The following is a 14,607-nucleotide window of genomic DNA, read 5'->3' on the forward strand; positions in this document are numbered from 1 at the left end:
GCCGCTGACGCAAGCGCTTTATATCAACGGGCAATTCAGAAACTCCACTAAGTAAGAAGCTAACATGACCTACGTACCAAAAACGGCACCGCCGCACCCGGTGGGATTCCACAAGCCTCTGACTGACGAAATCCGCAGGCGGCGGGGATTGGATGAAGATGGAAGGCTAATAAATTGCAGCACCAATGAAGAGCAAGTGGAAGAAAATCGACTAAGATTAACGTCACACGGGAATGAACGATTGGCCGTGTGACGGTTGATAAAAAACCTTTATTTATCAATGGTTACGAAAAAATTTCGAGTATCGAGTCTTCTCGACCGCACCATATCTTGTAAGTTATTGAAAATAAAAGATAAAAACAATACCTTTCGGAGTGAAGCTCAAAAAAAATCACTGTAATTTCAACTGTTTCGTAGACCTTTACGCAATATTTTCGCATCGATTACGCATAAATTGAACGGCATCGTTTGCTTACGTACAGGCGGCAACCTGAGGTTGCCACTAGATCTGCCACTCAGAAGTTCATCGACGCCCAGCAACTTGCAAAGCATTAAATGGCGGGTGTTCAAGGGTTGGACCCCGACGATAGCTGGACCCGTCGGCTAGTGGGGGAAAGCCTAGAAGCCCGTGGAGTGGCCCGCGAAGTTGTAGCCGCTATCCTGAACCTTGATCAGGAACCCCCGAAGCCGATGTTGTTCGACATGCTGGATATTTACGCGCGGGACAACGAGTGAATTAGTTCAAATTGAGAGTGCCGAATCGATGAATAAGCTGAAAAACGTTAACAGTTTGGTGGCCATTGGCTTCTTTGTTTCCAGTTCCTATCATTTGGAACAGCGGAAACGAACAAAACACGAGAAATTCTCAGTGCTTGGATACTTCATACCTTAATATAATTCTTGTGATATCGCGGCCTGCAAGTAGGAGGCCTTTTTGCCGAAAGTTGTGAATCTATCGCATCTTAGGAAATGTACTTAGTAACGAGTTTGCTGTTCCGATCGCATGATCGGAACAGCATTTTCTTTTTGGGGTTGCATTGGCATTACGCAGACTCCCTCTTTTCACCACAGGCGGTTTCGAGTGTGCCACGAGGTCTTATGATTTTAGGGTTAACTATACCACGGAAAATCCGCTCTGGAACCATGGGATTGCTTCGAAGTAGTACGGTGATGTGCCATCGAAATTGCTCAGTAGGATTCCGCTAATGTTGCTTGGATTGCATGGCGCAGGGTAGTGAGGTCTGCTCGTCTCCGGCGGCACCTACTTCATGCCCGCTTATGGCGGGAAGCATAATAAAAAACTCTGTGCCTTCACCAAGTTCGCTTCTGTAGTCTATTTCTCCTCCAAAATGCTCCACAATTTCCTTTGAAATGTGCATCCCGAGCCCTGTACCGCCTGCGTGACGTTCATCGGAAGAGTCAATCTGTGAAAAGCGATCGAAGACTTTGTCCTGGCACCCCTCGGGTATCCCTATGCCGTGGTCTTTGACGAAGAGGCGAATCTTCCCACGGACTTTTTCGCATCCGACGGTTATCTCGCCTCCATCAAGGGAAAATTTGGCTGCGTTGGAGATCATGTTGGCCAACACTTGAAGCAGGCGGGACGCATCACCTTTAACGAACAGATCTTTGTTTCCCCTTATGTCCTCCACAATTCCTACGTTGTGAGCACTGGTGTACCCGGTGTTAACGGAAATCGCTTCCTGAACCAGCGTATGTACATCAATAGTTCCTTCACGGTAGTTCATTTCACCGGCCTCCATTTTTTGTATGTCCAGCACATCATTGATAAGTGATGCTAGCCGTTCGCTGTTTTTGCACGCTAAGTGTATGAGGCTTTGCATTGAATCTGGAACTTCACCCAATGCGCCTGTGTTGATTAGGTCAAGTGACCCCTTGATCGATGTAAGAGGCGTACGCAGCTCATGGCTGACTGTCGATATGAACTGAGTCTTTGCAATGTAGGCCGCTTTTGTTCTTTCGTGCTCTGCTTTGAGCTTTTCGAGTTGCTCCAAATTCCTGCGGTAGAGCTTCAGAAACACCATCGAACAGTCGATCAGAAAATACATTACAAAGATAACGGTGAAGAAGTGCAGCCAGAGTTCAGAAGAAAGCTCGGGGCGTTCGATCCAGATATCCTTGACGACAATCAACATGAACGAAACGCCGTACATGGCCAAACGGACAATCATCGCCCACAGAAACTGATGGTTGTTCATTGCTGCAAACAACGCCGCAGCAAACAAGAAGAACATTGGCGTAAAGTGACCACCGGCGGGCTGTGCGAAAGCAACTGAAACTGCGTACAGGCAGATTGCGGCTGAGCTCAGGACCGTGTTCAACAGAATCCAAACAACCATCATACCTATTGCTTTGTGCTGGTCTGGCTTTAAGCGCGGTACGCGTTTGGCCAGCAATAAATCTTGCACTTCACAAATGAGGATCGTCCCATAGAACAGCATGGCGTTAAAGGGATCGAAGAAGAACGCAGTCAAAATGGTCGTGGCCAGATAAATAGCCTGCCGCTGCCACAGAAGCGCAAAGCTCATGGCAGTATAATCTATGATGTTTTGCAGAAGCCGGTTTTCCGTTTCACCGGAATCCCGGTCCGGCAGATTAGCGTCGGTGGCTGTCATCCAAATGTCTTCGTTTTTCGCGCTTGGAAAGTACCAATACCGGCATAATGAGGACTTAGTTGGTCCAAATTGGGTTCACAGTTTGGCGCCAATCCTTTGAAGCCTACCGCGATTGTTGGGCGATTCACGCAAGTTTTTGGTATAGGAGGCCGCAAATTTTTTGCACAATTGCAGAGCAGGGTACCCAAAATCGAGGATCTCGTTGCTAAGTGGGAATTTTTTCACCTTAATGTGTCCGAAAGAAGGAATAATTCTAAAAGGGTTGGGGCTTGACTGCAGTTGAAATTACGAAGTTGAGGCAGGGTACTGTCGCTCCTGTTACCGCTAGGCTTGCGACAAAGCCGGTGACACTGCTTCAGTTTGCAAGGTCAGCTGGCCGCAACATGTTTGAAGTCATCCCGGCAGAAACTCTGCGTGAAACTTATGTTCGTGGACCTTTGAACATACACTATATCTGCGATCCTGAAATGGTAACCGAATTACTCGTCGGCCAGGGCCGTTCGTTTCCCAAAGCCAAGTTCACCAAAGACATTATTGGATCGGCTGTAGGCAACGGTTTAATACTCTCAGAAGGGGAAAAATGGCGTCAGCAGAGGCGAAGGTATTCTCCATTGTTCGCCGCCAGAAACCTCCCGGTTCTGGCTCGGCATTTTGCAGAGACTGGTGTCGAGATTGCAGACTCATTGGCGGATCACGAAGGCCCAGTGGATATTGCACAAATTGCGCCTGCATCAACATTGACGAATATTTCTAGAGTGATTTTTTCAGGTAATAAGGAAGTCAGTTCAGAGCAGGTACGAGTGGGGCTGATCAAGTATTTCGAGTACATTTCTGATCTGTCCCTTTTCGATTTAATGGGTTTGCCAAAGTGGTTGCCGCGGAAAAATTGGCTACGCAGCTTGGCCCCGGTTACCAATATGCGAGACCTCGCCAGACGGGTAATAGATCAGCGTCGGGCCGAAGGCCGTAGCGAGCCATTGGACTTCCTCGATTTCATGATTGAGGCGTTGAAAACCGATTTCGAAGATGAAGCGACAACTGTTGACAACCTTTTGACCTTTGTCGTCGCTGGTCATGAAACTTCCGCTAACGCATTGGCCTGGGGATATTATCTGCTTGCCTTGCACCAAGATATGCAAGCAAGAGTTAGACAAGAAATTCGATCTGTTCGCCCGGAAGGCCTATTGGAATTCTCGGACCTGGAGGCAATGCCACTCTTGCGCGCGCATGTTAAAGAGACGCTGCGGCTTTATCCCTCCGCCGCGTTTTTTGCCAGAGACGCAGCTGCGGACCTTGAAATTAAAGGGGTAAAGATTGAAAATGGCGATGCTTTGTTTTTTCCAGTTTACTCTTTGCACAGAAATGAAAAATTATGGGATGCTCCCAACAACTATCGGCCGGAACGGTTCCTGGGATCTACACTGCCTCGAGGTCAATACATTCCCTTCGGAGATGGTCCCAGAATCTGCATTGGCGCTCAGTACGCTGAAACTGAGATCATGGTGCTTATGGCTTCGGTGCTCCGTAGAATAAATTTTTCGACTACTGAGTCAGAAATACCGGAACCAGTTTTGACGTTCACCATGCGTACCAGTGGCCCACTCATCCTCAATGCCGAACGGGTTCGCGACTAAAGTTAATATCTAAACCCTAGTGCTCGACTTCTGTTCGAGGTCGACGTTTGCCAAAGACAAAGCTTGCTACCGGCGAGTGAGGTAAGTGTCATCGCCGTACATTTCACGCAGGACGGTATCAAACAATCTATTGTTGGCCATTTCTTTTCGATGCGGCGTGTGCTTTGAAATCGAGGGGCAGGTCGCAACAAGGCCCTTTCTGAGATTGGTCTCACGAAGATTCACCATTTTAACAGCCGTGTCCAAAGATGCGAATGCTCCAACCTTTGTAATTGAACGAAGCGACACCGGTGTACTCTTCACCACCTTAAGATGGACAGAGGCGCATCGGTTACTGAGAACGGTCCTTAGTTCCTGGTTTAGAAAAGCTTCGGTTGGAATATTCAGGGTGCGTTCCCGTCCATGTGTAATAACGAGAAAAACGCCACTCCCTCGATAGGAATAGATTCCTCCGGCGGCCTGTGTTGTCTTTTGAATGCAAAATCCAATGTCGGAAACAGCGCGCCGAAAATCTCCAAATTCCCTCAGATCAAAGTGGTACCCCGCATCGCGAAATTTGATTGCTGTAACCCAGGAGTCAAATCGGCGCCCCCGTGAAAGCTGCTCCACATAGTTGTCGAACTCGACATACCCCAAGCATTGTTCCTGCTCGTCGATAGACAGGGGGTCTTCAAAACTGAATTTCTGATTAAAATCCAGTTCACTACGAAGACTTTCTATCGACGCTGAAGAGGATTGTGTTTTCTTTCTCTCCATCATTAGAAGATGGGCGGCGTTCATACGGCTGCGCAATTCGAAGAAGTCGAAGGGCTTAGTTATGTAATCAAATGCGCCTTCTAAAAATGCCCTCTCGATGTTCTGCCTGTCATCTAGAGCAGTTAACATTATAACAGGTGTTTCCAGATTGTCCGGCAAGTTTCGGATTTGCGAAAGCAACTCTATCCCAGAGGTTCCGGGCATCTGAATGTCAACAAGCAGACAGTCGAATGGGGATTCCGCTGCTTCTATCTGCCGAAGCGCTTCATCAGCTGAACTGGCGGCAACCACTTTGCAGTTTTCGAGTTCAGGAAGTGCTGATTGGAGCAATTTCAGAATGTCAGGATCATCATCAACCGCCAGAACAGCAAGCGCGGTCTTTCTTTGTGCTCGAAGCTCCAACTTTTTTTGGAACCGATCACTTACGAATGTGGAATGTCTCATAACTGGTGAACCACCGATATCCTCATAACGGGTTAAACTTATGAGGCGAGTGGGTCGAAACAGCGGCAAAAATGGAGAAAATCGTCGTAGAAAGGGGTTTTTTCTTGACCTTTATTTGGCGCCAGCGGCTTCAACGACGAGTTGCCAGTTATTGTTGTGAACTACCGTCGCATTCTCTTAACATTTTTTTTTGGCAATGTGTTCGTGCCTAAGAGCAGTCTAAGATCGCAAAACTACGGAATTGAACAACGGTTGGAAGTCCAAACATCAATTCTGGAAACCCCACTAACATGCAAAACAGCCGCGGTTTCCCAATAGTCTGAAAATCAATCATAGTTGCTAAGAAATCTGCGCCGAGCGTCCAAGAGTACAAAAGACGCTCTAGTGGCTGAGTGGTTCCATTTACTTATGGATGTTGAACAAAACTGACTGACTGACGGTGCCATCGATGGAAAACTTTGCGCCGACAGGCGAGGCATTGATGCCCAGTCGCCGTGACCACCGTGCCCAGACTGAGGGGACGATGCCCAGTATGCTGGTCGCACCACCTTCCATCGCGACAGTAGTCATCTGGTGAAACAACTCCTGTTGAACCAGCAGCCTGCGTGACGATGCAACATCCTTTGCCACGAAGAAACGGGATGCTTCCCAAACAGAGTGCTTTACCGGGGCGTCCATAAATAAAACGTCAGATGGTATTCCTTTAAGGATACCTCTTTGCGCGTCGCGCAGCATATAACTATATACGCCGCATTCTGCAGTCGTGGGTAGAAGTCGCACACCTCCTAAAACTTCACCGAATTCATGCAACACAATCCATCGACAGGCTGGCGTGTCGTATTGGTCGAATTCCATCCCGTCAGCTTCACCGACTTGCCACTTTAACTGGTCAATGAAAATTGACTTTCTGGTTTCAAGGTATTTTGCCAGCAGGGTGCCATACTCGTAAATATTGCGAAAATTAAGTGTAGTCGCGCGAATATTGCCAATGTCACCACGTGACGTTGGCGGAATGTTTTTGACAGCAAAAATTTCTAGTCGCGCTAAAGCATTTGGTGCGCCTGAAGTCCCGTTAGCGGGTGTCAGTTCCGGAAACCCCTCCGGGAGCGGGTATGTCTGCTTATACCTGAGTGGTCTGTCCATATTTTACTCATATTTTTGACACACTTATGGCAAGATTCAGCTCAGCAAGTCCACAACCCTATGCGGTAGTTGTCCGAATAGATGGATAGGTGTGTCTAAATCTCCTCCCTCCCTTTGGTTGAGTTTACTGACTGACCAAAAACTTTAGATAGTTCTTGGCTGTTATTTTCTCCCGCAGGCTTCATTTATTCCCTCGCGTCTGGCAACATTTTGAAAAAAGACAGCTTCTTTTGCGTATTCCTTTCGAATTCACGATGGATCAGGCGCCGTCTCGCTTTCCGATAATGTTTCGAGGTAGCCGTGACGGCTGATAGGAGTAAAATCAAAATGGCATCAAGAATTGGAGGGATTTACTTTTCAATATGCGCACTTGCGCGGAAAATATTGTGCAAATTAAAAAAAATGCGCAGACATAAGGAAGCCCGCCTTATGTCACCGTTTTGCCGCCTTCGTAAGAGAGGATGAAGAAACCCTGAGTGTTTTATGCGCCAGCCAAACGTTGCCTTAAGTCTGCAATGCCCAACGTTTGGTGAGGTGCAAAAGGTTGGTGAAAAGTTATGCGTATACTTGCTGTAGACGACGATCCGAGCATCCTGGAGTTGCTAGATAAAGTTCTGGACGCGTTCGGTTATAAAGATGTCGTCACCGCCAGAAGTGGGCGGGAGGCCATTGAAATACTGTCGAGACCTAACGAAGCGTTCGACTGCTTGCTACTGGATGTGCAGATGCCGCAAATGAACGGCATTACTCTTTGCGAAGAAGTGCGAAAACTACCGGAACACACGTACACGCCCATTATCATGGTGACCGCCATGGTACAAAAAGAGTACATCGACGAGGCATTCGGAGTTGGGGCCACAGACTACGTTACAAAGCCTTTTGAGTTCTCTGATCTGAAGCAGAGGTTGTCCGACGCGTATAGGATGGCAGCGGAACGCAGAGCCGCAATCGAGGTGCTCGAAGCTGAAGCGGATTTTGAGTTGTGTTTTGACAATAGTCCGGACGTTCGCTTAAGTGATCCGCAATGTTTCGGAGAATTGCCCGGATTCATTGGGTTAGCTGAATTTGAGAACTACGTAATTCAGCTTTCAACGATGCACTCCATGGCTGCAAAACTTGTGGCGGTTAAATGCACAGGCGCTGAACAAATCTATAAGACGAGCACGGTCAGTGAATTCCGTAATGCCATGACTTTAGCTGGCACAGCAGTTCTGTCAGCTAATCAGGAAGGGCGTAAAGTGGCGACCTATTGGGGGAATGGCGTGTTCTTGGTGATCTACGACAATCAAATTGACTTGAGAGTGGACCAGTTGGGTGCTCCGCTTCCGGAAGCATTGAAAGATATTTCCGGTGATGCCACTTCAGGCCGGCCAATTGGCTTCCAGGTGAGCGAAGAAGTTATGCTAAAAGCCAAAACCAAGATGGAGGCGTTGTTCTTGATAGACAAGGCCGTCGAAATGGCTGAAATGTCGGAAGGTCGAGCGGCGAATATCGGTTGAAAAACTGCACACATGGATGGTGATTATGACCAGATACTGGTGGAAAGAGCACGTTAAAACGCCCTAAGTTTTTTGGGGGGGGAAGTAAAGCTACGCGCTCATTCATAGGGCGGTCAAACTGTGTGCATTTGCCCTACTTTGTTCGATCCTAGCGCCCATCCGGCGGCAACAATTCGGAGAAAGAACCCGTCAGCCTTTTCTCGGGGTCCGACTTGATGCGAGATCTGGTATCCCCGCCTTTCTTTCATTCCCTGAATAGTAAACTCTTATCTTTCTATGGCTTCACACCCAAGATGCGCTCATTTGTTTCTGCGCCTTGCTCTGTAAACCCAAGCGAAGTGGGTTGGGCCGCTGACGGCAATTCCTCCAATTTGGTCCTTCGGTTTGCCGCGTGACCACTACCAATATTTGGGCCCCCCTCAGGTTCTCAAATAATCCCAAGAGTTCTGCGGAATTTTCGAACTCTCCAACTTCTTGGCACAGTTTTGTATGAGGGTTCAGTTTTGAGTGCAGCAGTTAAGGTATTGAAAAATAGGAAATTAGTAAACGGCATTGGTATAGTAATTGCCCTGTTGATCGGGTCAGTATTTTTGGCTGTCGTATCGCCTGAGTTAGGTTTCGTCACGGGCTTATTGCTGTTGCTTGTGCCGGGGTTTGCGCTGATCAAGCTGCTGCCTAAGCTCAAGCTGGGCCATAGAGGTTTTAGCTTCGCTGTATTGTCCTTCGTCGGGATGCCAGCCACGTTCAGGTCACTTAGCATGGTAAACAAACAAGAGGAAGTTGAACCAGCGTTACTTAAACAAGACAACCCAGAGGCATACCTTCCCTCGCTAAAAGACAAGGACCAAGAACTCTGGATTTCCGAAATGGCGGATATCGGCCCGGAACGGTATGCTGCCGAATTAGTTCGAATTGATAAAGAGCAGGAACTTCGCCATGCGGAGGCAGCGGCACGGCGTGAAGCAGAAAACCCTCTGCATGCGCAAAGCGTGTGCCATAACTATCTGGACGAAAAAACCGGAGCCGATTGACAGCCTCCACAACACACAATACCTCCTTGCACAGCACACATTTGGGGAAACCTGATGGCTAAAGAACGGCGTTTTGCTCATAAAAATATTGGGTCTGAGAAGCTAGTTCGAAATCGCCAGATGCTTCTCGACCGCACCAACTTTTCGAGAAAAAGCATAATATATACAATTTGTTGTATCTGTAATGATTTTTGTGGCCCACCGTCGCGAGCTTCATTGGAACCTTCTAAGAGTTGGTCGACTTAGTTGAACTTTTTTGGAAGCTTCTTCATTCCGGTACCGTGCGATAGTTGATCATCGAAATATGAGATGTACCAATTGTGTATCGAAGACACTTAAGGCGTTAGAGCGCCTGCATGCCCAAAGAAGAAAAGCCGGAACCCTTAGGCTGGTTCCGGCTTTCTGCTTTTTTTCAGTCAGCACTTGCCTGAGTTGGCCCTAGAAAGACCACCTCAGGCCGGCCTGGAAGAAAGGTCCCTGAGCGTCGTCGCCGACTTCCTGTTCCGCAGTAACTTCCAGATGGATACCATTATGCAGTTCATGCTCGTACCCCACCAAAACACTTGCGCCGGTGAAATCTGTCGAGGCGAAAACAAGATCTTGCGTCGACGAGAACACTGTGACTGTTGCATCGTTATCGCCCAGGTCCCGGCGAAGAACACCGCTCAATTGACCGATCAACAAACCACCATTGGCAAGCGACATTTCTGCCTCGGCACCCAATCGGGTCTCGATCACTTCGGTAGTAGTGTCACCTACAGTGGCATTAGCGGTTGAACCAGTTTCAGTGTAGCTGTCGTTGTCCTGCCGGGTGTAACGGACATCGGCAAACCCTAGTACATCGACTGTGTCACTGACCTCAAACCGACGGTCGACACCCACATAGGCGGTCAACAAAGTGCTGTCATAGTCAGCCTGTGCGTTTGAGCTTCCGGTGATCTCGCGCGTGCTGTCCGTGTTCAACCAGCCATAACCTAGGCCTGCTTCGAGCGTATAGGCTCCGAATTGACGGCCAACCGCGGCATCCAGATAGAAGCCGGTGGTGTCAAAATCGGCATCATTGCTGCCGTCAGCGTCGAACACGCCCATTCCAACCGCAATAGCCAGGCCACTCTCGGTCTGTCCCGAGAAGCCTGCACTGCCGTTGAATATGGTGACATCCGTTGTGAAATTCGGGTCGGCATCAAACCGTCGAGACGCTGCATCGACCTGAACGAACGGGCGGAACGCTCCGAAGGTGATACCGCGTCCGGCATCAAAAGTTCCTGACCGGGTCACTTCATCTTGAAGATTGAAGTTGAGCGATCCACCGGAACCGCCAACGATATTGCCGTAGAATGCGACAAGGTCTCCGGTGGCGGCAAGTTGGTCGCTGACGACAGCCGCATAGACAGGAGCCTCTCCGCCTTCATCCTTTACAAACCAAGCTGAATTTGGAGCGGAAACCGTGGTGGTGAATGCACCAGCATTCGGCGCTGCATCCTCAAAGCTGAACACAGCGCTGTCGCCTTGCGCATCCAGGTTCACGTTGTGATCCTGAACCCTGATCAGGCCGGTCACCTGATCCTCGGTATCCACATTCAGTGTCCCAGAGCCAGTGCCCAGATAGATTGCATAGGCTTCACCGCCGGACGACGAGGCGGAAACCTCACCGACATCCGTGATTACGCCGTCAAAGTTTTCGAACCGGACACCGTAGGCATTGGCTTCGGCACCGCCAGACGCAGAAGCAGAAATCACACCGGTGTTCGAAAAGTCACCTTGCATATCAACTGCCCAGACACCCGCTGCGTTGGCCGAGGCGCTCGCGGTACCATTTGCAATGACCGCCGAACCCGTCAAAGTCCCTGTGTTGGAAATATCCGCGGTGGTTACCCCGCTGGTGTAGATGCCATACGCTTCCGCGTCTGTTGCTCCGGTCGCAGAGGCCGAAATCTCAGCCGAGTTCGCAACGGTACCTTCCATACCGTCGCGCAGGTAAAGGCCGCGGGCGTCCGCTTCCTCCGTATCGGAGAAGGCGGTTGCCGAAATCACCCCCGAATTCGTCAGCTCACCGTCAAATCCGCGGGTGGTGTAGACCCCGTAAGCGGTCGCGTCGGCGCTGGTGCCACCATCAGATTTTATTGTGATAGAGCCACTGTTTGACAAGTTGCCGGTCAAACCACTGCTGACATACACACCGAAAGCTTCGGCCGAACTGGTGTTGTCGATGGCGTCCACGGTGATAGAGCCGGAGTTCGCAAGATCACCCGTCAGGCCACCGGAGATGTAGATACCGGCCACGGTCGCTTCTGAGTACCCGTCACCCGAGGCCGAGATGGTCCCGGTGTTCAAGACGTTACCCATCATTCCACCACGGACGTAAAGCCCATAAGCTTCGGCCTCTTCGGTCTGATCGGTTGCGACTGCAGAGATCGAGCCGGAGTTCTGGAAATCACCCGTTAGGCCGCCGGAGATGTAGAAGCCGGCTACCGTCGCCGAGGAATACCCGTCCCCACGCGCGGAAACAGTCCCGGTGTTTGTAATATTTCCGGTGAGGCCTCTCCGAACATAAAGACCATACGCCTCAGCCTCTTCTGTTTGGTCGGTTGCAACAGCTGAAATTGAACCGGAGTTCTGGAAGTCACCCGTTAGGCCGCCAGAGATGTAGAATCCGGCTACCGTCGCCGAGGAATACCCGTCCCCACGCGCAGAAACGGTTCCGGTGTTTGTAACGTTGCCGGTCATCCTACCGCTAGAGTATAGGCCATAGGCATATGCTTCATCGGTTTGGTCCGTCGCCACAGCCGTGATGGTACCAGAATTGTGGAAGTCGCCTGTTAGTCCGCCGGTAATGTAGAAACCTGCCGCGGTTGCCGACGAATAACCGTCGCCGCGCACGTCGATTACCCCTGTGTTGATAATGTTGCCGTTCATATCATTTCTGACATACAGGCCAAGTGCTTCCACCTCATCATCAGCATTCGCGCTGGCGTGAGCGGATATCGTTCCAGTATTTACGAAATTCCCTTCCAGACCATCACGGATCTCGAACGCGACTGCGTCAGCAGATGAGGCCGCGTTTGCAGCTATACTTATGGTCCCCGAATTGACCACATCACCCGTTACATGACCGTCAACATACAAGCCAAGGGCGCTGGCATCGTCGCCGCTTGACGAAGCTGTGACGTCAATCGAACCAGAATTTACAAAATCGCCAGATAAATCTCCTTCGATGTAAATCGACGCAGCTTCAACCTCTTCCGAGGTGTTGTTGGAATTGGCCGAGACTATTACTGTCCCCGACGTTGCGACGCCTCCGGTCACGGTTCCATCAACATGAAGGCCAATTGCATCTGGTGTATCGCTCGCAAACGGCGGTCGCGGAGGGCGAGGCGGGCCGACGGGCGCAGAAGCCGAAGTCGTTACAGTGGTGCTAATTGTAATGTTGCCCGTATTCAACAATTGCCCGTCGAGATTTCCGTTAATCTCAAGTCCACGTGCTTCTGCGGTGTCTTCCGCCACTGCAGTGGCCGAAATCGTTCCGGTGTTGACCACATTGCTGGACATGGAATTTCCAGAGTAAAAGCCAGCCACAGTTGCGTCACTATCAGTCGAAGTCGCCTGGACGGCAATTGTGCCGGTATTTTGGAAAGAACCTGTCACACCTCCTGAAGCGTAGATACCATAAGCATACGCGGATGACTCGCGCGCAAATCCTTGCGCCGTGATAGTGCCGCTGTTTTGCACATTGCCATCCAGCGTGCTTGAAACATAAAGGCCGTATGCCTCAGCCGTATCTGTTTCATCCGTCGCAACGGCCGTAATCGAACCTGAGTTGACAAAATTACCGGTCAGACCGCTGCTGACATAGAAACCGGCCACCGTGGCCGAGGAATACCCTTCACCTCGAACGTTGACAGTGCCCGAGTTGACGATGTTCCCTGTCATCCCACTGCTGACGTAAAAGCCATAGGCTTCGGCCTCACTGTCGGTGGTGCTACGAGCATCGACGGTGATTGATCCGGTATTCGTGAAATTGCCAGTCAAACCGCGGCTAATGTAGAAGCCGGCTGCGGTGACAGAAGAAGCAACTTCTGCCTTAACGTTGACTGCGCCTGAATTGACAATGTCCCCCGTCATACCGCGGCTGACATAGACGCCGTAGGCTTCAGCATCGTCATTGGCCGAAGACGCGGTCACGTCGATTGTACCAGAGTTGTTGACGTCGCCTGTCAGACCACCGCTGATGTAGAAACCCGCTGCAGTTGCACTTGCATCACCAAAGCTTGTTGTCGTTGCGGTGGCGCTGACGGTTCCAGAGTTCGTTAGATTCCCTGTCATACCGTTTTGGACATAGAGCCCCGCGGCATCCGCAAAAGAGGACTCGGCTTTCGCTGTGGCAGTCAGCGTTCCACTGTTGGTAAAGTTGCCGTTAAGACCACCCTCAAGGTGATAAGCCCAGGCTGCCGCCGAGGTGTATGCGTTCGCATTGACGGTCACAGAACCAGAATTGTTCACGTTTCCCGTCATCAACCCTTGGACACTAACGCCGATCGCATCGGCCGAAGTTCCGTTCTCGGTGGCAGTGGCCTGCAGCGTGCCCGAGTTATTGACGTCTCCGTTCAATTGCCCCTGTACCAAAACCCCAAGGGCAGAGACTAGTGTTCCATTCTTTGCTACGGCCCGGATCGTTCCACTATTTAGAATATTAGTGTTAACGTCGGAACTGAATACAACGCCAGCTGCCGCCGCCAGGGTCGAAGACAAATCTTCCGCCGAGGCCGAGATCGTGCCCGAATTTTGCACGGTTGCGGTGGCTTCAACGGTGTCTGTAAATAAGATTCCTGCGGCCGCTGCCGTACTGCCCGCAAGCGAGGCCGTGTTTACGGTGATCGTGCCCGTATTCTGGACGGTTCCAGCGACGCTGCCATCAAGGATCACGCCGGCGCCAAAAGCGCTAGTGGAAGCATTAACATCGATTGCGATCGTGTTGTTGTTGATGATCTGTCCGGTTTCCTCCAGGTCCCCATCTACGAGAAGACCGATACCGGGCGCGCTGGTCGGGGCTGGTCCGCTGATGGAACCATTATTCGTGAACGTGCTGGAATAGTCGGTTCCGACAATAACACTGGGCCCGCTACCGGTTGTATAGTCCACCGCCCCCGTTTCGGTTATCGTATGATCCACGTCATCGGATAACACGGCTTGGGTATTCTGCGGTGTGGAGATGACATCAGCTGATGCGCTCCCTACTGAAATTGCCGCAATCGACACCGAAGCAAGGAACACCGACGGCGCAATACTCGCGACCTGTCCTTTGAACTTAACAACCCGACCGCCACGCGACACACTGGACAGTGTGCGCTTTGTTGCGCATCCACTCATTTTCCGAAGACCCCCCTGCGGACATTTCTTTTGTTTTTTCAAAACTCGTAGCTAGGAGTGAAATTGGGCGCAAATGTGAATTTTAGTTAAATACACC

At 50.4% G+C, this 14,607-nt stretch carries 8 protein-coding genes; 4 read left to right on the top strand and 4 right to left on the bottom strand.

Annotated elements, in window-relative coordinates; translation table 11 throughout:
• Positions 1 to 555 precede the first annotated feature (555 nt).
• A complete protein-coding gene (locus AC2FD9_RS01465; protein WP_282168539.1) occupies positions 556 to 735 on the top strand; it encodes a hypothetical protein in 180 nt (59 codons plus the stop codon).
• A gap of 467 nt (positions 736 to 1,202) precedes the next feature.
• Here AC2FD9_RS01465 and AC2FD9_RS01470 read toward each other — a convergent pair whose 3' ends face one another.
• The gene (locus AC2FD9_RS01470; protein WP_496835033.1) at positions 1,203 to 2,636 is read right to left on the bottom strand and encodes a sensor histidine kinase; all 1,434 of its coding nucleotides are present in this window, start codon (positions 2,634 to 2,636) and stop codon (positions 1,203 to 1,205) included.
• Positions 2,637 to 3,019: 383 nt separating this feature from the next.
• Between AC2FD9_RS01470 and AC2FD9_RS01475 the strand changes: the two genes are divergently transcribed.
• Complete coding sequence (locus AC2FD9_RS01475) at positions 3,020 to 4,270, top strand: cytochrome P450 (protein ID WP_496835035.1); 1,251 nt, start codon at positions 3,020 to 3,022, stop codon at positions 4,268 to 4,270.
• A 66-nt stretch (positions 4,271 to 4,336) separates the two neighbouring features.
• Here the strand turns inward: AC2FD9_RS01475 and AC2FD9_RS01480 are convergent, their stop codons facing one another.
• Both AC2FD9_RS01480 and AC2FD9_RS01485 read right to left on the bottom strand, forming a co-directional pair.
• The gene (locus AC2FD9_RS01480) at positions 4,337 to 5,428 is read right to left on the bottom strand and encodes a response regulator (RefSeq protein WP_496835036.1); all 1,092 of its coding nucleotides are present in this window, start codon (positions 5,426 to 5,428) and stop codon (positions 4,337 to 4,339) included.
• Between the two features lie 444 nt (positions 5,429 to 5,872).
• On the bottom strand, positions 5,873 to 6,613 hold the full coding sequence (locus AC2FD9_RS01485; RefSeq protein ID WP_282168536.1) for an acyl-homoserine-lactone synthase: 741 nt from the start codon (positions 6,611 to 6,613) through the stop codon (positions 5,873 to 5,875).
• 557 nt (positions 6,614 to 7,170) lie between these two features.
• Between AC2FD9_RS01485 and AC2FD9_RS01490 the strand changes: the two genes are divergently transcribed.
• Together AC2FD9_RS01490 and AC2FD9_RS01495 are read left to right on the top strand one after the other, a co-directional pair.
• Positions 7,171 to 8,112, top strand: a complete 942-nt coding sequence (locus AC2FD9_RS01490; RefSeq protein ID WP_496753651.1) for a response regulator — start codon at positions 7,171 to 7,173, stop codon at positions 8,110 to 8,112.
• 503 nt (positions 8,113 to 8,615) lie between these two features.
• A complete protein-coding gene (locus AC2FD9_RS01495; protein WP_496835038.1) occupies positions 8,616 to 9,143 on the top strand; it encodes a TMEM134/230 family protein in 528 nt (175 codons plus the stop codon).
• A 438-nt stretch (positions 9,144 to 9,581) separates the two neighbouring features.
• On the opposite strand, the gene AC2FD9_RS01500 is transcribed toward AC2FD9_RS01495, so the two are convergent.
• Complete coding sequence (locus AC2FD9_RS01500) at positions 9,582 to 14,510, bottom strand: beta strand repeat-containing protein (protein ID WP_496835040.1); 4,929 nt, start codon at positions 14,508 to 14,510, stop codon at positions 9,582 to 9,584.
• Positions 14,511 to 14,607 lie beyond the last annotated feature (97 nt).

This window comes from Ruegeria sp. YTSC230 (assembly GCF_059609665.1).